Consider the following 18623-nt stretch of genomic DNA (forward strand, 5'->3'; position numbering starts at 1 on the left):
GGCCGCGTTGCATACTTCCAGATTCTGGAAATGGCTACCGTACGTTATTCGCTAACCCGCAGTGCTTAACTCAACCAGTTAATTTGCTCGGCCCGACGAAGGGCAATACCGCCACAGCAGAACCCACGAGACGAAAACCGTCAAGGTTCACTGCAATGGACAACAGACTCCAGATGTCATGGGACGATGGCGAACGCGTGTTCTGGCGCGGGAGAAGACCGAGCCACACCGACGGTCCCGACGTTCTGCTTGCCCGACCTGTTGCCGATCATCCACGGCCAGCCAGCCTCGATCGGTTCGCACATGAATTCAGCCTGAAAGACGAGCTCGATGGAACGTGGGCCGTACGGCCGCTAGATCTGGTGCGGGAAAACGGCCAGACCATGCTGGTGCTCGAGGATCCCGGGGGCGAGCCTCTCGCTCGACTGCTAGGCGCGCCCATGGAAATTGAGCACTTCTTTCACCACGCCGTCGGGATCGCATCGGTGCTGGGGCAGTTGCACCAGCGTGGACTCGTCCACAAAGATCTCAAGCCTACGCATATTCTCGTGAACTGCATCGGCGGGCAGGCCCGTCTCACGGGGTTTGGCCTCGCCTCACGATTGCCTCGTGAGCGACAGTCGCCCGAGCCGCCAGAGACCATCGCCGGCACGCTTGCCTATATGGCACCCGAGCAGACGGGACGGATGAATCGGTCCATCGACTCGCGGAGCGACCTCTACGCATTCGGCGTGACGCTATATCAGATGCTGACGGGCGCGCTACCGTTCAATGCCGTCGACCCGATGGAATGGGTGCATTGCCACATCGCCAGAAAGCCGATTCCGCCCGGTGAGCGAGTACAACACGTGCCAGCCGCTGTATCGCGCATCGTCATGAAGCTGCTCGCCAAAACAGCGGAAGAACGCTATCAGACGGCGGCTGGAGTGGAGCACGATCTGCGCCATTGTCTTGCTCACTGGCAGCATCAGCGATTTATCGAAGCGTTTCCGCTCGGTGAACGCGACGCATCCGACAAACTTCTGATTCCCGAAAAGCTGTACGGACGGGAGCGCGAAGTTGACACGCTGGTGGCTGCTTTCGATCGGATCGTCAAGACTGGCACGCCGGAGCTATTGCTGGTTTCCGGCTATTCCGGGATCGGCAAATCATCTGTCGTCAATGAACTGCACAAGCTGCTGGTACCGCCTCGGGGAATCTTCGCATCGGGCAAGTTCGACCAATACAAGCGAGATATCCCCTACGCCACGCTGATACAGGCGTTCCAGAGCCTGGTTCGCCCGCTGCTCGGCAAGCCCGACGCGGAACTCTCGCGTTGGCGCATAGCGCTGCTGGAGGCATTGGACGTCAACGCGGGGCTCATGACCGACCTGATTCCGGATTTGAAGCTCATCATTGGAGAACCGCCGCCAGCTCCAGAGCTCGAGCCGCAACAGGCACAACGCAGGTTCATGCAGGTTTTTCAGCGTTTTATCGGCGTATTCGCACGCGAGGAGCATCCACTCGCCCTCTTTGTAGACGATCTTCAATGGCTCGACGCAGCAACGCTCGACCTGCTCGAAGACCTGTTGGCGCGTCCAGACCTTCGACATCTGATGCTGATCGGCGCTTATCGCGACAACGAGGTGGATGCCTTGCATCCATTGATGAGTAAGCTTCGCGCTATTCGCGAGGCGGGCGTTGCAGTCAGTGAGATCACACTCGCGCCGTTGGCTATCTCGCACGTCAGACAGTTGACCGAGGAGGCGCTTCACTGCGATTCCGACTCAGTACAACCACTAGCTCGACTCGTGCACGACAAAACAGCTGGCAATCCGTTCTTCGTGATCCAGTTTCTCCAGACACTCGTCGAAGGCGACTTGCTGACTTTCGATCATGACGTGGGGAAATGGTGCTGGGATCTCGATCTTATCCACGCCAAGGGCTACACCGATAATGTCGTGGATCTGATGATCGGCAAATTGAGCCGCTTGCCAATTGAGACGCAGCGTGCGTTGCAGCAACTCGCATGTCTGGGGAACACAGCGAGCACGGCAGCGCTATCGACAGTGCTTGGGGTTCCCGTAAAACAGGTCCATACGGAACTATGGGATGCCTGCCGTCAGGAACTGGTGGAACGGCTCGGAGGCTCTTATCGGTTTGGCCACGACCGCATTCACGAAGCCTCGTATTCGCTTATCCCGGAGGCCTCACGTGCCGAAGCACATTTGCGGATCGGCCGGTTACTCGCTGAGCAAACAGCACCAGACAGGCGAGAGGAGGCGATCTTCGAGATCGTCGGCCAACTCAATCGCGGTGCGGCGTTGATGACTTCCAGCGGCGAGCGGGAGCAGCTTGCGGGTTTCAATCTACTCGCGGGACAGCGCGCAAAGGCGTCGACCGCCTATGCGTCGGCACTCACCTATCTCGCGACGGGTGCGGAACTGCTTGGCGACGACAGATGGAGCCGCCAACATGAGCTGATTTTCGACCTGGAGTTGAATCGGGCCGCGTGCGAATTTCTGACTGGTCAGTCATCACTTGCGGACGAACGCCTCAGCGCGCTTTCGATGCGCGCCGTGACGACTGTGGAGCAGGCAAGCGTCGCATGTCTGCACACGGACGTCTGCACGACGCTCGACAAGAGCAGCCGTGCAGTCGCGGTTTGCCTTGATTATCTGCGCCACGTCGGGATCGATTGGTCCCCCCATCCGTCCGATGAAGAGGTCCGGAACGAATTTGACCTGATTGGTTCACTCCTGGGGCGGAGGACAATAGAAGAGCTGATTGATTTGCCGCTAATGGAGGATGCAGCGTCGCTGGCTACGGCAGAAGTGCTGACGAAGCTCTTCGCTCCTGCCCTGCAGACAGATGGCAACCTCGTTGCGCTGATGAGTTGCAAAGCCATCAATCTGAGCCTTTCGCGCGGCAACTGTGACGCGTCATGTTTCGCCTATGTCCTGCTTAGCCGGGTGGCAGGGCCGCGCTTCGGCGACTATCAATTTGGCTTCCGATTCGGCCAGCTTGGCTACGATCTCGTCGAACAACGTGGCCTTAAGCGCTTCGAGGCGAAGACTTACCTGTGCTTTTCTATTTTTTCCGTTCGCTGGATGAAGCCGGTGCAGGCTTGCCGCGATCTGCTGCGCCGAGCCTTCGCCGCTGCGAACCGGCTCGGCGACATCCCTTACGCCGCCTATTCGTGCAACAGCATGAACTCAGATCTGCTGTTCGCCGGAGAGCCTCTGCCTGAAGCACAAGCGGAAGCCGAACGCGGATTGGCGTATGTCGAGCGGATGCACTTTGGGCTTGTGATCGACTTTATCGCCACGCAACTCGCGCTGATCCGGACGCTCCGCGGCCTGACGCCGACATTCGGGTCATTCGACGATGCGTACTTTAATGAACGTCAAATCGAACACCGCTTGTCCGAGAATCCCGCGCTCGCCGTTCCCGCCTGCTGTTACTGGATCCGAAAACTGCAAGCACGCTATCTAGCGTGCGATTTTGCGGGAGCGCTCAACGCTGCTGCCAAAGCTCAGCCACTTCTATGGACTTCTTCCTCGTTTTACGAGGAATCCGACTTCCATTTTTATACCGCTCTAGCCCTGTCGGCATGCTCGGACGCCGCCGCGTTTGACGAGCGGTCCCAGTGTCTTCCGGCGATGAAGAGCCACCTCGTGAACTTGCAGACCTGGGCCGCAAACTGCCCGGAGAATTTCGCGGACCGCGCGGCACTGGTTAGTGCGGAAATTGCCCGCATCGAAGGGCGCGATCGAGATGCCGAGCAAAGCTACGAACAGGCGATACGCGCGGCGCAGCAAAGTGGATTCGTTCACAATGAGGCGCTCGCGAATGAACTCGCATCCGGCTTCTATTCGGCGCGTGGTCTGGAGAAGATTGCGCGCCTTTATATGCGCGACGCCCGTTATGGGTATCAGCGTTGGCGCGCCGATGGCAAGGTTCGGCAACTTGAGCAGATGCATCCGTACCTTGGGACCAACGATCCCATGTCCGATTCAACGAGTACGATTGCAACGCCCGTCGAGCAGCTCGATCTTGCGACGGTGCTCAAGGTGTCACAGGCTGCATCCAGCGACATCGTGCTGGAAAAACTCATTGACATGGTCATGCGCACGGCCATCGAGCAGGCGGGTGCCGAGCGAGGCCTCCTGATCCTGTCCCATGGTGGCGAACTGCGTGTCGCAGCAGAGGTAACGACAGGTGCCGACGCCGCACATCTGCAACTTCGAGACTTGCCAGTGAGCTCAACACTGCTACCGGAATCGATTCTGTATCACGTTATGCGCGCGCGAGAAAACGTCATCCTCGACGATGCGACAATCGACCCTCGCTTCGAAACAGATTCGTACGTCCGCCAGTTTCGCGCCCGCTCGATTCTTTGCTTGCCTTTGATGAACCCGGTGAAGCTGGTCGGCGCGCTCTACCTCGAAAACAATCTGACTGCTTGCGTCTTTAGTCCTGCCCGGATTGCCGTGCTGAAACTGGTGGCGTCGCAGGCGGCGATCTCGTTAGAGAACGCACGCCTCTACCGCGACCTTGCCGAGCGCGAAGCAAAGATCAGGCGTCTCGTGGATGCGAATATCATTGGAATAATCGTCTGGAACGCCGATGGGGTCATTCTCGAGGCCAACGACGCGTTCCTTCGCATGGTCGGATATCAACGAGAGGATTTCGCCTCGGGTCTCGTACGCTGGCGCGATCTGACACCACCAGAGTGGCGACCAATCAGCATGGAAGCTCTGGAACAGACCGCGCAGACGGGGCGAGCGCAGCCGTACGAAAAGGAATATTTCAGAAAGGATGGTAGCCGCGTGCCTGTCATCGTCGGTCTTGCAACGTTCGAAGCGAGCCGTAAAGAAGGTGTTGCCTTCGTGCTAGATCTGACGGAGCGCAAGCTTGCCGAGGAGGAAGCTCGTCAGAGTGAGCGTCGTTACCGGGAAGTGCAGTCCGAACTGGCACATGCAAACCGGGTCGCGACTGTCGGTCAACTTGCTGCTTCCATCGCCCACGAAGTGAACCAACCGGTCTCTGCCGCGGTGATGAATGCGCGAGTCGGTCTGCGATGGCTTCGGGCCGAACCGCTCGAAGTGGAGGAAATACGACAGGCTTTCGAGCGTATCGTCAACGATGGCAATCGGGCGGTCAGTGTCGTCGGTAAAATTCGTCAACTCATCAAAAAGGCGCCACCGAGCAAGGAACTGGTGGATGTTAACTCGACGATTTGTGAGGTCATAGAGCTGACGCGAGCGGAGGCATCAAGGAGCAACGCGTCGGTAAAGAGCCAGCTCGCGGCTGACTTGCCGCTCATCGAGGCAGACCATGTACAACTTCAACAGGTGCTTCTGAATCTTGTGATCAACGCGCTTGAGGCGATGACGGATGTCGACGATGGCGAACGACATTTGCAAATCAGCACTGAGCGTGTCGATTCCGAAACCAGCAACATCGTGGTGACCGTGCGTGACACGGGGCCGGGATTCGCTCCTGGAAGTGTCGAGAAGATTTTTACCCCCTTCTACACGACGAAATCAGCCGGCCTGGGTATGGGATTGTCGATCTGTTCATCAATCATCGATGCTTTTGGTGGGCGGATGTGGGCCAGCACAAATACACCACGGGGAGCCGTTGTCCAATTCAGCTTGCCGGCACCTCGGGGCGTTTGATAACGATCGACACGAGGTTGGATTTTCGATGGGACTTATGCTACGGAATCTGGGCAAAATTGTGGCAGCGATCAGCCGTAGTGGTTGATGGACCGATATCGTTTAGGTTTATTCGACGCCTGCCCTCAAGCACAGGCTGGTGAGCGAACGACGGCGCGCGCGGGCAGGCGTTGGATAAACCTCGAGGGAGGAAACCGCGGAGTGGTCCGATACGACCGGCGTTTTCGCTATGGCGATTGATGAATGTGCCCGGTATAAGTTCTGGGGCAACGGCGGATGATACGGGCGCGAAGACGAGTACGGAAGCAGCAATCTGTACGATCGCGCGTGCGGTTCTGAGTTTGGAGCACGGCTGTGGAACGGTGCATGATGCCAGCGGCACAACCGTCCGCTTGCCGGGCGCGCTGACGCGAAGCCGGCAGTTGGGATGTAGATCGGAGCAAGGCGCTCATCGCCGGCTCGCCTCGGGTGGTGCACGAATCGGTACGGTGCGCGTCAGAATGTCGATGACGATCATGGGCGCACCGCAGTGCCGACAGATGAAGACCGGTCGATTGGCCATGACCGCGTCGTGCTGCGATGAGCCGGGTTCGTGCGGGACATCGAGCAGCGTGCGGGCCTTCGCCAGGTTCGCGCGGCGCACCGGGTTGGCAAGCAGCCCGTAGTGACGGATGCGGTGGAAGCCAGCAGGCAACACGTGGAGCAGGAAGCGGCGCATGAATTCGCTGGCATCGAGCGTCATGACCTTGTAGCGGGTGCGGCCCTTTGCCCGGTAGTCTTTCCAGCGGAAGCTCACGCTGCGCCCATCGAAGGCGAGCAGCCGCTGGTTGGAGATGGCGACGCGATGTGTATAGCGTGAGAGGTAAGCGAGCACTGCTTCAGGTCCTGCGAACGGACGCTTGGCGTAGACGAACCATTCGGAGGCGCGCAGCAGCGCGAGCCACCGGGCGAAGGCCGCCAGGTCAGCGAGCTGCGCGTACTCGCCAAAGAACTGAAGCCTGCCGCACTGATGGGCATCAGTGAGCGCTTCGAGGAAGCGTCTGCGAAACAGGCGCGAGAGCACGCGCACGGGCAGGAAGAAGCCAGAACGACAGGCGATCCAGCGCTCGCCATTGGCTGACAGGCCACCGCCAGGAACAATGCCGTGCACATGCGGGTGATGCGTGAGCGCCGAGCCCCAGGTGTGCAGCACGAGCGTGGCGCCAATGTCGGCACCGAGGTGCCGGGGATCGGCTGCGATGGTGCGCAGCGTTTCGGCGGCAATGTCGAACAGCAATCCGTAGATGACGCGCTTGTTATACCAGGCGATCGCACTGATCGGTGCGGGAAGCGTGAAGACGACGTGGTAGTACTCGACGGGCAGCAGGTCAGCCTCGCGCGCTTCGAGCCAACGTCGTGCAGCACCTGCCTGACACTTCGGGCAATGGCGATTCCGGCATGAGTTATAGGCAATCTCGGTTCGTGTGCAGCCCGAACAGCGCAGCACATGGCCGCCCAGCGCCGCGCTGCGGCACTGTTCGATGGCCGACATCACCTTCAGCTGCCCGAGGCTCAGTGCTACCGAGCGTCGCCACGTGGCCCCGCAGGCGCGGAAGATGTCCGCGACCTCCAGCATCGGCTCCGACCGCGCGTCAGCTATTCGCTATGCAGGCGCTCCAGCGGACTGACGACTTCGTGCAGCAAGTCGGTGGCGACCTGGGCGTAAAGCGCTGTCGTTTCAAGCTTCTTATGGCCAAGCAGGACCTGAATCACACGGATATCCACCTTCTGCTCGAGCAGGTGCGTGGCGAAACTGTGGCGCAGCGTATGCATCGATACGCGCTTGTCGATCTGTGCAGCTTCGGCTGCGGCGCGAATGGCGCGATTGAGTTGCCGTGGCGTCAGCGGGTCAACAGGATCAAGTCCCGGGAACAGCCAGCCGCCATCGGGCATCTTGCCCTGGGCGCGAGCCACACGCCACCAGACCCGCAGGCGTTCGAGCAGTACTGGCGAGAGCATCGCATAGCGGTCCTTGCGGCCCTTGCCCTGTTCGACGCGCAGTGTCATGCGCTGGCTATCGATGTCGCCCACCTTGAGTGCGACCACTTCGCTGGCACGCAACCCCGTGCCGTAAGCCAGCGACAACGCCGTCTGATGCTTTAAATTACCTGTTGCCGCGATCAGTCGACGGACCTCGTCGGGGCTAAGGATGACCGGCAGGATGCGCGGCACGCGCACCGGCTGCATCCGGGCCATCAGTTCCGGCTTCTGAAGCGTGATCTCGAAGAAGAACTTCAGTCCGGTGATGGCGGCATTGAGCGAGATGGGCGAGGCTCCATGGTCGACCAGATGCAACTGGTAGCTTCGTAGGTCTTCGACAGTCGCGGTATCGGGCGAGCGTCCGAGGTATCGGGCAAACGCGCGAACGCTGCGCAGATAGGCCGTCTGGGTCTTGGGAGAAAGCTGGCGCATGCGCATGTCATCAGTCATGCGCTGGCGCAATGGGCTGACGCCCGGTTGGGTGGAGGTCATGATGCAGCTCCGTTTGAAGAACGAGGCGGATTGCCTCGACCCTCAACATACGGAACTGCGCAGCGGACCTCTCCGGAACCTGCCACGTTGGCCGAAGCCCTCTACCGCGCGAGCGGTTTCGTTCATCGAGTCTTTGCTGTCGTTGAAGACTGCATAGTCAAAGACAGCAATAGAGTGAGTATCGGTCATGGAGACTTCTTTTCGCTGATGATCTGCAGTCCACATGCACGTGCGCAATGGGCAATAATCCTGGGCGGCAAGCAATCGGCGTTGGCGGGAGCGCGTTTCCTGTTGCAGGCTCGCATGCTGTTGAAACCGGCAACCGGCGGAGTGGTCGGCCATGCGTACATCGCGCGTGCTCTGAACGTCTAGACGCAACCGCGCGTCCGATTCCGGCGTCTCATGTCACGCGAACGTCTGCTCACTGTAGAGCGGACGCAAACAGCGCCCCGCGATGAAGCCGGTCGACGGAAATCAGGGCTTGAAGTGCAACGATTGAGCCCAGCCGTGCCTTGAGAAACGCAACCACGTAAGGCGTCGCGGCGGCCGCGATCATCGATGCAGTCGATGGATCGATGATCGCACGTGCCGCCAACGATTCGGCCACGCGACCGGTCAGAACGCCTTCTCCACCCTCTTCGAGCGATTTGAAAACGCCATCGCCCTTGACCAGCCCGGCGGCAAACGCCACAAAGAAGCTCTTGCCCGGATGCTCGCCCAGCAGGCCGGCACCCTGCTCCTCAACGTGCGCGTGCGCCGTCTCGGCCACCTGGCCAAGCATCTGCCGGGCGTCGTCAGCATTGATGCCTTGATCGGCTAGCGCCTGCGTTGCCTGATTCCCATGTTCCGACGCGAGAAATTCAGAAACCAGTTGCTGCATGTCCATGACAAATGCTCCAGAGATCGCGGCGGTGGGAAGACCAATTTAAACAAGGCGGCTGCAACATTTTGCTTGGCGAGTGAGCAGCTCGGCTCATTGTCGCCGGGCAACCTTTCGGACCCACAACACTGCACGCCGACGCTGCGCGGTTTGCCGAATAACAAGAGATGACCGAAAGCGCCCGCAAGTCGGGCATCCGGGTCTGGATCGGGCCCGATGCACCGCTTACACTGATAGGCATCAGCGAAAACAGGCTGGATGCCGACCACTCTTGTGCCAGTGCCAAAATGCCCAACCCTTTGAGCCTCGATGATGAAGCACGCGCCGAAATGCTGTGCTATCTGGTTGTCGGCGAGCTTGTTTCGATGGCTCGGACACAGGACTGGCTCAACACCGGGCACCTTGTTGAGCTGTCCCGGATCTGGATGAATGCCAACGGCGCGATTTGCGACTGGCAGGAGCGCATCGGGATCGCACGGATGGCAGCCGATTTGGCGCCCGATATTCTGGCGGCGTTCGGGCTCGACACGGAAAAAGCGTTGACGGCGCTTTTCGCGGACGGCTGGCGCCTTGACTACCGTCTGCCTGTGGTCTGTCAGATTCATGACCGATGCGTCGCCCGACTGCACCGCGTGTAGAACACTCTGGCGCGCGCAGCCACTCGCGAATGCTTCCATCGGTATCGGCACACCGAGCGCCATGAAACGGCGCTCCATCGTTGCTCCTATCTGGAATTTCACATCCACTACCCGCCGTCTGTCAAAGACGGACGCATTGCTGGCGAGCACCCGCGCCTCTTCGGTCGGCTGCAGACGCCTCAACGATCATCACGATCCCGTCGGAATTGTCCGTTTGGGTATCTGCCGGTAGTGATAGTGGTCGCTTTCGCAGGCGGCAAGCTTCGGTTTCGCGCATTGACTTGTATCTGGAGCGGCCTATCAATAGATAACGTGTTCTCTTGTCGCATCCCCCAATGCAATCCATCAAGGGGGCATCCGCCTCCGATTCTCGTGTTCGTGCCGCGCAGTATGTCCGTATGTCGACGGACCATCAGCAATACTCCCCTGAAAACCAGAAGACAGCGCTCGCAGACTACGCCCGCGCGCACGAAATTGACATCGTCGAGACTTATGAGGACGACGGCCGGTCGGGTGTCACCCTTCGCCATCGCCCCGCTCTTCTGAAGTTGCTCAAGGACGTACTCGATCCCGGCAGAGGATTCGAAACCGTACTGGTTTATGACGTCAGCCGATGGGGACGATTTCAGGACGTGGACGAGAGCGCCCACCACGAATATATCTGCCGCCAGGCAGGCGTCAGTGTCATCTACTGCGCTGAGCCTTTCACGAACGACGGCACGCCTGCTTCCAATATTATCAAGACAGTAAAGCGCGCCATGGCGGGTGAATATAGTCGTGAACTATCCGAAAAGGTCTTTCTCGGCCAGTCACGACATGTTGAACGCGGATTCTGGCTGGGAGCGGCGCCAGGCTATGGTCTGCGCCGCATGCTTGTAGACGCGAACGGCACCTCAAAAAGCTATCTGAAGCGGTCTGAGCACAAATCCATCCGCGCCGACCACACGATTCTCGTTCCCGGTCCGCCGAACGAGATCGCGCTCGTAAGAACAATATTCTCGTGGTATGTGCACGATAAATTAGGAACAGGCCGCATCGCTGAACGGCTCAATGACTTTGGACTATACAACTCCTACGGAAACCCGTGGCGTTCGTGCACGATCAATCATCTCATTCGAAACGAGAAATATGTCGGCGATCTGGTGTGGAACCGGACGTCAATGAAACTTCACACGCCAGTGGTCCGGAATGATCCCTCCAGGTGGTACCGACACGTCGGCGCGTTCTCGCCCATTGTCGACCGTGAACTTTTCGAGGCGGCACAAAAACGGTTAGGCCGGTTCAGGATAAAGCCGGATACTGAAGCAATTGCGGCTAGCATGGCACGGCTTCTCAGGTCGAACGGAACGCTCTCTGTCCGATCCATCAAAAGCGAACTGGATATACCGGGAAAATCGACCGTCCGACGGCGCATGACATCCCTGGAGGAAGGGTATCGCCTTGCCGGATACAACTCCCCTCGTGACATCGCATATGTGGACGAGCGTGTAATCGCGAAAAAATCCATGGCCGCCCACATAAGCGATCTCATTGAGCGCCTGAGGGCGCAAGGACACCTGGTCGAATATAACGAGATCCGCCCGTCTCTGGTTATCGATCGATATCTCCGGATCAAGGTGGCCGTGTCACTTGGCGAAAAGGACAATACCTTCAGGCCCTACGCCCAAGTGGTCAAGTCTAGCGTGAAGACGGCCGACCTGTGCCGCGTGGGCTACTACCCGCGCCCTGGCGGCCACCTCCTTGGCTTCTACCTGCTACCTGGGTCAGTCATCGCTAACAAGGGAATGACTACGCTTTGTGAATCTCAGATACCTGGAGTCGAAGGGTTCAGGATGTCCGACCTGTCCGCTGTTCTAACCTTGTGCGCTCATGCGCCGCTCGGAGGTTTGCCATGAACGATCAGGAAAATCACGAGATTATGGATATTCCGCTGGACCAGATCCGGATTATCAATCCACGCGCTCGCGCCAGAAAGCAGCACAGGGCGATTGTCGAGAACATTGCCGCCGTCGGTCTCAAGCGACCGGTAACGGTAAGCAGATGCGGTAACAGTAGCAACGGCGCGACCTACAACCTCGTGTGTGGACAAGGCCGTATCGAGGCTGTCAGGTCTCTGGGCTATGACACCATTCCGGCACGCGTCATAGAAAAAGATGAAGTTGGCTGTCTCGAGATGAGCCTTGTCGAAAATGTGGCTCGCCGTAATCACTCAGCGATCGAGCTTATTCGCGACATAAAATTCCTCGTCAGCGACGGCCAGGCTCCGAAGGACGTAGCAGCGCGGGTCGGACTATCTCTGTCCTATCTGCAGAGCCTGCTTACCCTTCTTGAGCAGGGTGAAGAGCGTCTGGTCGCGGCAGTCGAGCAAGGTTCGTTACCGATCGGACTGGCTATCTCAATAGCCCGCTCAACCGATACGGAACTGCAACTCGCCCTATCCGACGCATACGCCGATGGAACGCTCAAACACCGCCAGCTCGCCGTGGTTCGACGAATCATTGAGCAAAGGCAAAAAAATCGTGGCACCCGTCCTTCTGGGACGAATAGTGCACCGAATTCTTCCTCGCTGACCCCAGAAAAGCTGCGCAAACTTTATATCCGGGAAAGCGAGAAACAGTACCTGCTGTCCATGAAGGCAGACATGGTGCATGCGAAACTTAACGTTCTGGTCACGTCGATGAAGGCGCTCGCCGGCAACCCCGAGTTCGTCGCGCTGCTGCGGGAAGAAAACATCGTCAGTATGCCCCGCGTTCTGAGCGATCGTCTAAACGGAGTCAGCCATGATCCCCTGTGAGCATCCAGCGTCCAAGAACGTACGGTCGGCCTTCGCGCGGAAAGTAGTAGACCTTCCTGTTGGCCAGATTCGAATCCGTTGTCCGTTGGTCGGCGTGGCGACTCATTGCAAGAAGTTCCTTCAGGTCCTCGCATCCGTCGCGACAGTTGGTCTGGTTGAACCCATTATCGTTGTCCGGGTGCCGGGGCGTGATGACGAATATATCGTCCTAGATGGCCGACTACGACTCGAAGCCCTTAAGCGGCTCGGCAAAACAATGGCAACGTGCATGTTTGCGACCGAAGACGAGTCTTATACTTACAACAGGCATGTCAACCGCCTCACCGCAGGTCAGGATGCCCGGATGATCGCGCTGGCCGTCAAACGGGGCGTCCCGCATGACCGCATTGCTGCAGTGCTTGGGGTGAACGAGCGAACTGTCAAAAGGAGGGTCAAGCTTCTCAATGGAATTTGTCCCGACGCGACTGCGTTGCTTGCCGACAAGAACTGCCCGGCGGCAACTTTCGAGATTCTGAAAACCTTGCGTCCTTTACGCCAGCTTGAAGCTGCAGAATTGATGTGTGATCAGACCAATTTTACCTCCGCATTCGCGCGGGCAATACGAGCTGCCACACCAGAGGCACAACTGCTTCCTGATGAGAAACCACATAGCGCATCTCCTGACGAGTCCAAAGAGCAGATCGATCGGCTCGAACGAGAGATTGCTTCCCTGCAGTCAAAGCGGACGAATCTGGAAGAAGATTACGGTGTCGAGCACCTTCATCTGGCCGTGTCAGTTGGCTACGTCGGCTCGCTGCTCAAGAATGAGAGGATACGTGCCTGGCTACAGGAAAACGAAGCGCTACGATTCGCGAACCTCCGCGATCTGGTCGAGGGTGAAGGCCCTACTCTTGCGCGGCGCTAGTCGAGGAACTTGCATCGCTGTTGAAGCAACCGTCTTGGCACTCCCCGAACGCGCATGGAAGTCACAAAGCCCGTTCGCTGTCGGCGAATAACCGTCAGATTCGTATTTCTGCTATGGACCGAGTGACATCGGCCATTTGCAGCTGTTAGAGAAAGTTCCGTGGTGCTACGAGGCAGTATCTGCCTCGTAGCAAGCCGAAGGATCCCCGTCCTATGTCTGGCCGCCTTCAAGGTACATCGGACATCGGAACGGCGGCTTCCTATGCCTCGTAAACGACTCTTTCTGGCCGATTTGGGCCGACGGCGAGCGCGCCAAATCGACTCGCTGTGGATGATCGTCAATAACGCATGCGATGGTCGGTCACGAGGGACAACGACCGTTGTCTTTCCATACCGGTTGAGCTGCGGCCCACCCTTCGCCCGCACAGAATTCGGACAGGTCATAAGTCTGATGCAATTGCGTGACTGAGCGCTTCAGATGTGCGCGATTGGCACGCGAGCGCAGAAGACGAGCGGTATCGCTATTGTCATAATGCGCTCGCGCGGCCCTGCGAACGCGTTGCCGAACTTTCACGAGCCCTTCTCCCTGAACGCTCCAGTAGTGTGATCGTTGTAGCGCGTGGATTAGCGCATGCCAAACACCAAACACGCTGACGATGGCGGCGGCGATACGCTGCATCCTCACGACGGATGCGATTCCCAAGGCATTCACAAACAACACGGATGGCTACAAATTCGGGAACACTAGCCACCGCCTGGCATTTCTCTTACGTCGTAACTCGTGAGTAAACGTCCGTCACCATTCCAGCAAAGACCGCAGTCGCCCCATTAGCCAGTCCGTCTCCACAACGCTTGTCCACTGCTTGCCCGAAATTCCACGCCGAATACACTCCAGTGTCATCTCGCGAGAACGCTCTGGATACTTCGATGCGTCTTTTTGTGCAACGCCAACCAGTTGCTGTGCGAGATCTTCACATATATCCCACCGTTCGAACCGTTCCTCTTCCGTCAATCCAACGACGAACTTGCCGTCAATAAGCCGCCCGGCGAGCTTCGGATGAGCGCCCGCCAGCGACGCTGGGGTGACGTTCCGAGGAAAATCTTCGGGTACGTGTTTTATCATCTGGGATTTGCGTTAGTGCTATTGATGGGTTGGTCAGGTTCGTATATTTGCGGGAGCGTCCATCGAATCACTCCCATCCGTCCATCTCATACAGTTTCTCTTTTAGCTGGACCAGCGCTCGCGGCGCACTGATCCCGAGGATCGGGTCTGTGCGCATCAGACGGTCTTCACACCAACTCGGCCAGTTCTCGACGTCATCGTCCAGCGCAAGCCATGCCTCCGGCTTATGGCGAAGCACATCGGACCACACCTGAATACTTCGCGGTGCGTCATTGAACGCGCTCAGGTCCATGCGACTATGAAAGGTGGCGCCCACAACTCTTTCCCGCAACGCCGGACTCAGTCCATGCGACACGCGGGTACGGGGCGAGCGCGTCCTCAAGCAGCCGAGCGTGCTCGAAAAGCCTGTGATCTGGATAGCCGAAAATAATCGGTCCCCCTCCCGAGCCAGGTATCTCATATACAGCGTCGGGATGCAGGCACCCGTCCAGATCCAGATAAAGAACACGACCGCCCATCCGTCGCGGTGGTGGAACGGCATAAGCGGGACCCGGCAGTCCTGTCAGCATCGTGCGCGTCGCCTTTTAGGTAGAAATCTCAAGATCAAGTGTTCAGATAGCGTCAATTGGATCCGCGCGCTCGTGCCTGGAGATGGATCTCCCTAACAACGGCTCGCTGGCACGGCAATGAAGCTCGATGGGACCGCGCCCGAGCCTGATGCGGCGCCACTGCCTTAGGCAACCAGTTGTGCACGCGTAAAAAATCAAACCTCGTCAATCGACAGGCCGGCGAGCCGTGCACTGAAAGTCCGTTGCACGTCAATCGAGCTCAGGCCCGTTGTGGGCTCACATGCGACGAAACGTGAGTCCGTGGCCTGTGCGGCGATAACACTGGGGTGATCATCCAGCGCCACCCATTCCTTGAGTCCCCTTCGCCTCACTTCGGTGAGTATCTCCTCAGATCGGGACGACCCATAGCATTCCACCACACCGACAAACCGCGTAGCCAGCGGGCCCAGTAACCGGACCAGCGTCGCGTCGTCAAAGAGCCGACGCCAGTCCGAGCTGACGATGATCCCGATCATTGGATACGGTGCGAGCAAACGTCCGAGAATCGGGCGCCACACAAACAGGTCAGCATTTTCGATAAGGCGAAAGTCCTCATCTACGGCAGGGACACCAACGGGATGCAGCACACCATCAAAGTCGAGAAAGACGACTGCGCTATCAATTGCACGCATGGTCCTTTTTACCTTCCCATGAAAGACGTCGTGGCGGGCGTCCGCGCGCATGTGAACCCCTACGACGTTCCTGAAATCGCTCACGACCCAAACTCGCATCGGATCACGGCATGATGCAAGAGACGCCGAGTTGAATGTCCGTTCGTCACTAACACGACTGTGTCTGTTTATGCCACGCAGATCCGGGACGCGCAGCCGATACCCGTCACCATCCTTCATCCGACGACGCATTGAATTCCGCCTTTGCGACCTCCAGAATCTTCCGCGGATCAGCGGCGAAGATCAATGACGGTGAACACCCGTCAAGCAACGCGTGCGGCGAATACAGCCAGAACGCCCTTCTCCATCCTGCATCGTCGCCCTCAGCGGGTAGTATCCGCAGCAGCAGGGATACTTCAGAGATCATCTGTCCGTCATTGTTGAACTGGAAGTCCGGGTAGAGAAAGCGCTCGCGCGGCGTAGACCACACGCCCAGCAACACACCGTTGCTACGCATCAAGGAAAAAACATATTGTGCGTCGGCACTATCACTGCTTTTCAACAGGCCAAGCAATTGTGACGCGTCCGGCCAGTTGTTCGCGAGCAGCCTTTCGCGGAAGTCGAATAATCCATCAAACACATTCGCCTCAAGACTTGGAGCTGAGGACTCACCTGCAGCGTCCAACTGCGGATTGCTTTTTTGCTGGATTGCCGTCACGACTCCACTCCTCCGTGGTTCGCATTTCGAATCTCGATCCCGCGATTCGAACGTGCATCTTCAGTCAGTCCGACGCCGTTGCTGCAAGATGCTCCACATCGATTTTGCTTTTCATACGTTGATCGGTTCGTGTCGCGGCTCCTACAAAACACTACGCCCGCGATACGATGGCCGCCAAAGAGGAATAGGAAAACTTTCATCCGACGGTCATCGACCGCGTGTTTTCCGCGTAGGCCCGGCAAGTACGACAATGCCGTCGGGCAGAGCTGCGTGTGCGGCCTGCATCCCCCATCCACGCGTACGCTCGACAAACCTGTCAAGACGTTCCTGGACCGCCCGCGGCGAATCGTCGACCACGCGACGCGCGCTTACGCCCGATTTCTCTCGCGTTCCAGCCTTTCGGGTCATCCGCGTCTCCGCACTTTCCGTAAGGGTCCGGCCAATACCGTCACGTCCTCCGGAAAGGGGATCGTCGATTGGCGCATGGCTTGCTCGCGTGTGAGCAAGGCAAACGCACGCAGCCGTGCCCGTAGCTGTTCTGACGTTTCTGCTGGCAAATCGTTGACAACTCGCGCTTTTTCCCGCTTCGCTCCGTTCATCCCGACTCCGTCAGTCCTCTACCCGCGCACGTTCCATCATGACCTTGATGTCACCGGACACGCGCCAAAAGGTTGCATTGGCCTCACGCCTGCAGTGCTCTGGCCCGGAATTGCGAGGCTCAGGTCCAACGCAGTCCGGAATCGAAAACCTTAGGTCGAGCCCGCGACGTTTCCGGACTTGAGTGGACGAGCAGTTTTCGCGGAGCGCACGGGCTTGGTTCCGTACACGAGCTTGCCGCGAGAGTGCTTCTGGGCGATAGCGATGGGCATTGAAAACTCCCGTCCCTCGATGGTCGTGTAACGGACAAACGAGACGAGTGGATGCTTGTCGTCGTACGCTCGCGTCGCTCCGAGGTGTATCTCGCTGAGCGGCTCTAATACCCATTGACCGCACTCGTGTTGCGGCTTGGCGCTTAGCACGGCCGCGCCGCGCACTACATGCCCGTCCGACGTCAGCTTTTCGAGAGTCACAGCCCCCGAAGACAGGTCCACCATGGCGACTCGCGTTAGTGCTCGCTTCGTGGCAGCAAACTGCACGATCAAAACATCCGCGCCGCTCCACATCTCGACGATGGCCCACATCGCTGCGCCGGGTCCGCCTAGCGAGGCCCCCATGGGCAGACGGTTCTGATCAGAAGTCAAAAACATAGATCCAAGTTCCTATACACACCTTTTACTGCCTGTTGGCACGCAGGCCAATGCCCATTGGCTTGCGAAGCTTTACTAGCATTTCGCCTATGACGCGCCGCCGCCCCCTCATAGCGCTCGAAGGGAATACGACAATGATTTGGTTAATTCATAGTCTAGTATGAAGACAAATTATAACGTTAAACGGACATTGCTCCCATTTCGCGGGAGCAAATTTGGAAGCAGCAGAAGCTTTTGGGGCTGTATTGCGTGCACGCCGCCTTGAGGCGAACCTCACCCAGGAGCAATTGGCGTTTGAGGCTGAGATTCAACGCGTGCACGTGAGCAAGCTGGAATTGGGACAGGCGCAACCGACACTCACAATGCTGCTTACGCTGGCCAAGGCGCTCGATTGCGCTGCCAGCGACCTCATTGCAGAAGTCGAGCAGCGCCTTGCGAGCGCCCACACGAAAAAAAAGTCCGACCTTAAGCCGACGCGTCTTCGGGCCCGAACGGACCCAAAGCGCTCTAAGTAAGCGCACGTGCCGGGCTGAGACGTTTTGTGTTAAGGGCGAACGCCATAACGCCGCGCTGATTCGCTATCCCGCCCCCTGTGATGCGGAGCTGACTGACCTACGTGCCCGGCTCCATGCGCCATCGAACCCTTCGCGGCGCTCAGCAGGGCCTCAGCAGGCCTGCGGATTCTGTCGACTCACACCACGCTCGAAGAGGTGCCGCAACTTACGCCGCTGAACTCATCGACGTTTGCGCCTGCTGTGACGGCCAGTTGAAACGGCTCTGGCAGGAGGCCAAACACCAGCGTCACGCGCCCGTCACCGTGCGCGTGCACATCACCACGCAACAGGCCAACACACGGACTCGCATCGCGGCGCTCGATAGACTGCGTGAGCGCCTGCCGGACGCGAGGTGGCCACCAGCGACGAATCC

General features: G+C 58.4%; 15 protein-coding genes. 7 read left to right on the forward strand and 8 right to left on the reverse strand.

Translation table 11 applies throughout. The features are described from left to right. Positions 1 to 155 precede the first annotated feature (155 nt). The gene (locus DK391_RS07045) at positions 156 to 5663 is read left to right on the forward strand and encodes an ATP-binding sensor histidine kinase (RefSeq protein WP_109477278.1); all 5508 of its coding nucleotides are present in this window, start codon (positions 156 to 158) and stop codon (positions 5661 to 5663) included. 448 nt (positions 5664 to 6111) lie between these two features. Here the strand turns inward: DK391_RS07045 and DK391_RS07050 are convergent, their stop codons facing one another. Both DK391_RS07050 and DK391_RS07055 read right to left on the reverse strand, forming a co-directional pair. Continuing rightward, the gene (locus DK391_RS07050; protein WP_109477279.1) at positions 6112 to 7278 is read right to left on the reverse strand and encodes an IS91 family transposase; all 1167 of its coding nucleotides are present in this window, start codon (positions 7276 to 7278) and stop codon (positions 6112 to 6114) included. A gap of 20 nt (positions 7279 to 7298) precedes the next feature. Next, on the reverse strand, positions 7299 to 8174 hold the full coding sequence (locus tag DK391_RS07055; RefSeq protein ID WP_109477280.1) for a site-specific integrase: 876 nt from the start codon (positions 8172 to 8174) through the stop codon (positions 7299 to 7301). An 87-nt stretch (positions 8175 to 8261) separates the two neighbouring features. Between DK391_RS07055 and DK391_RS44185 the strand changes: the two genes are divergently transcribed. Then, complete coding sequence (locus DK391_RS44185; protein WP_162600721.1) at positions 8262 to 8546, forward strand: hypothetical protein; 285 nt, start codon at positions 8262 to 8264, stop codon at positions 8544 to 8546. A 49-nt stretch (positions 8547 to 8595) separates the two neighbouring features. Here DK391_RS44185 and DK391_RS07060 read toward each other — a convergent pair whose 3' ends face one another. Continuing rightward, positions 8596 to 9060 (reverse strand): hypothetical protein, encoded by a 465-nt coding sequence (locus DK391_RS07060; protein WP_239482734.1) that lies wholly within the window; start codon positions 9058 to 9060, stop codon positions 8596 to 8598. Positions 9061 to 9221: 161 nt separating this feature from the next. On the opposite strand from DK391_RS07060, the gene DK391_RS07065 reads away from it, so the two are divergent. From DK391_RS07065 to DK391_RS07080, 4 genes are all read left to right on the forward strand, one after another. Beyond that, a complete protein-coding gene (locus DK391_RS07065) occupies positions 9222 to 9692 on the forward strand; it encodes a hypothetical protein (protein WP_109477281.1) in 471 nt (156 codons plus the stop codon). A 335-nt stretch (positions 9693 to 10027) separates the two neighbouring features. Further along, positions 10028 to 11587: a recombinase family protein gene (locus DK391_RS07070; RefSeq protein ID WP_109477282.1), complete on the forward strand. Its 1560-nt coding sequence runs from the start codon at positions 10028 to 10030 to the stop codon at positions 11585 to 11587. Then, entirely contained in the window at positions 11584 to 12486 is a 903-nt protein-coding gene (locus tag DK391_RS07075) for a plasmid partitioning protein RepB C-terminal domain-containing protein (protein ID WP_109477283.1), read from the forward strand. The genes DK391_RS07070 and DK391_RS07075 overlap by 4 nt, the downstream gene beginning before the upstream one ends. Next, entirely contained in the window at positions 12473 to 13390 is a 918-nt protein-coding gene (locus DK391_RS07080; RefSeq protein ID WP_109477284.1) for a plasmid partitioning protein RepB C-terminal domain-containing protein, read from the forward strand. The genes DK391_RS07075 and DK391_RS07080 overlap by 14 nt, the downstream gene beginning before the upstream one ends. Positions 13391 to 14185: 795 nt before the next feature. Here DK391_RS07080 and DK391_RS07085 read toward each other — a convergent pair. The 5 genes from DK391_RS07085 to DK391_RS07105 form a co-directional block, all read right to left on the reverse strand. After that, positions 14186 to 14512, reverse strand: coding sequence for a hypothetical protein (locus DK391_RS07085; protein WP_239482735.1), 327 nt, complete (start codon positions 14510 to 14512; stop codon positions 14186 to 14188). A 67-nt stretch (positions 14513 to 14579) separates the two neighbouring features. After that, on the reverse strand, positions 14580 to 14828 hold the full coding sequence (locus DK391_RS45230) for an HAD domain-containing protein (RefSeq protein ID WP_239482736.1): 249 nt from the start codon (positions 14826 to 14828) through the stop codon (positions 14580 to 14582). Between the two features lie 447 nt (positions 14829 to 15275). Continuing rightward, positions 15276 to 15752, reverse strand: coding sequence for an HAD domain-containing protein (locus DK391_RS07095; protein WP_162600722.1), 477 nt, complete (start codon positions 15750 to 15752; stop codon positions 15276 to 15278). 205 nt (positions 15753 to 15957) lie between these two features. Then, the gene (locus DK391_RS07100) at positions 15958 to 16449 is read right to left on the reverse strand and encodes a hypothetical protein (RefSeq protein WP_239482737.1); all 492 of its coding nucleotides are present in this window, start codon (positions 16447 to 16449) and stop codon (positions 15958 to 15960) included. A gap of 749 nt (positions 16450 to 17198) precedes the next feature. Then, a complete protein-coding gene (locus tag DK391_RS07105; RefSeq protein ID WP_109477285.1) occupies positions 17199 to 17696 on the reverse strand; it encodes a hypothetical protein in 498 nt (165 codons plus the stop codon). A 215-nt stretch (positions 17697 to 17911) separates the two neighbouring features. On the opposite strand from DK391_RS07105, the gene DK391_RS07110 reads away from it, so the two are divergent. Further along, positions 17912 to 18211, forward strand: coding sequence for a helix-turn-helix transcriptional regulator (locus DK391_RS07110; RefSeq protein WP_109477286.1), 300 nt, complete (start codon positions 17912 to 17914; stop codon positions 18209 to 18211). Positions 18212 to 18623 lie beyond the last annotated feature (412 nt).

The organism is Paraburkholderia sp. C35 (genome assembly GCF_003121405.1).
Classification (GTDB): domain Bacteria; phylum Pseudomonadota; class Gammaproteobacteria; order Burkholderiales; family Burkholderiaceae; genus Paraburkholderia.

Coding starts and splice junctions, on each gene's coding strand:
- DK391_RS07045 (WP_109477278.1), top strand. CDS start 156: ATGGACAACAGACTCCAGATGTCATGGGACGATGGCGAACGCGTGTTC.
- DK391_RS07050 (WP_109477279.1), bottom strand. CDS start 7,278: ATGCTGGAGGTCGCGGACATCTTCCGCGCCTGCGGGGCCACGTGGCGA.
- DK391_RS07055 (WP_109477280.1), bottom strand. CDS start 8,174: ATGACCTCCACCCAACCGGGCGTCAGCCCATTGCGCCAGCGCATGACT.
- DK391_RS07060 (WP_239482734.1), bottom strand. CDS start 9,060: ATGGACATGCAGCAACTGGTTTCTGAATTTCTCGCGTCGGAACATGGG.
- DK391_RS07065 (WP_109477281.1), top strand. CDS start 9,222: ATGACCGAAAGCGCCCGCAAGTCGGGCATCCGGGTCTGGATCGGGCCC.
- DK391_RS07070 (WP_109477282.1), top strand. CDS start 10,028: ATGCAATCCATCAAGGGGGCATCCGCCTCCGATTCTCGTGTTCGTGCC.
- DK391_RS07075 (WP_109477283.1), top strand. CDS start 11,584: ATGAACGATCAGGAAAATCACGAGATTATGGATATTCCGCTGGACCAG.
- DK391_RS07080 (WP_109477284.1), top strand. CDS start 12,473: ATGATCCCCTGTGAGCATCCAGCGTCCAAGAACGTACGGTCGGCCTTC.
- DK391_RS07085 (WP_239482735.1), bottom strand. CDS start 14,512: ATGATAAAACACGTACCCGAAGATTTTCCTCGGAACGTCACCCCAGCG.
- DK391_RS07095 (WP_162600722.1), bottom strand. CDS start 15,752: ATGCGTGCAATTGATAGCGCAGTCGTCTTTCTCGACTTTGATGGTGTG.
- DK391_RS07105 (WP_109477285.1), bottom strand. CDS start 17,696: ATGTTTTTGACTTCTGATCAGAACCGTCTGCCCATGGGGGCCTCGCTA.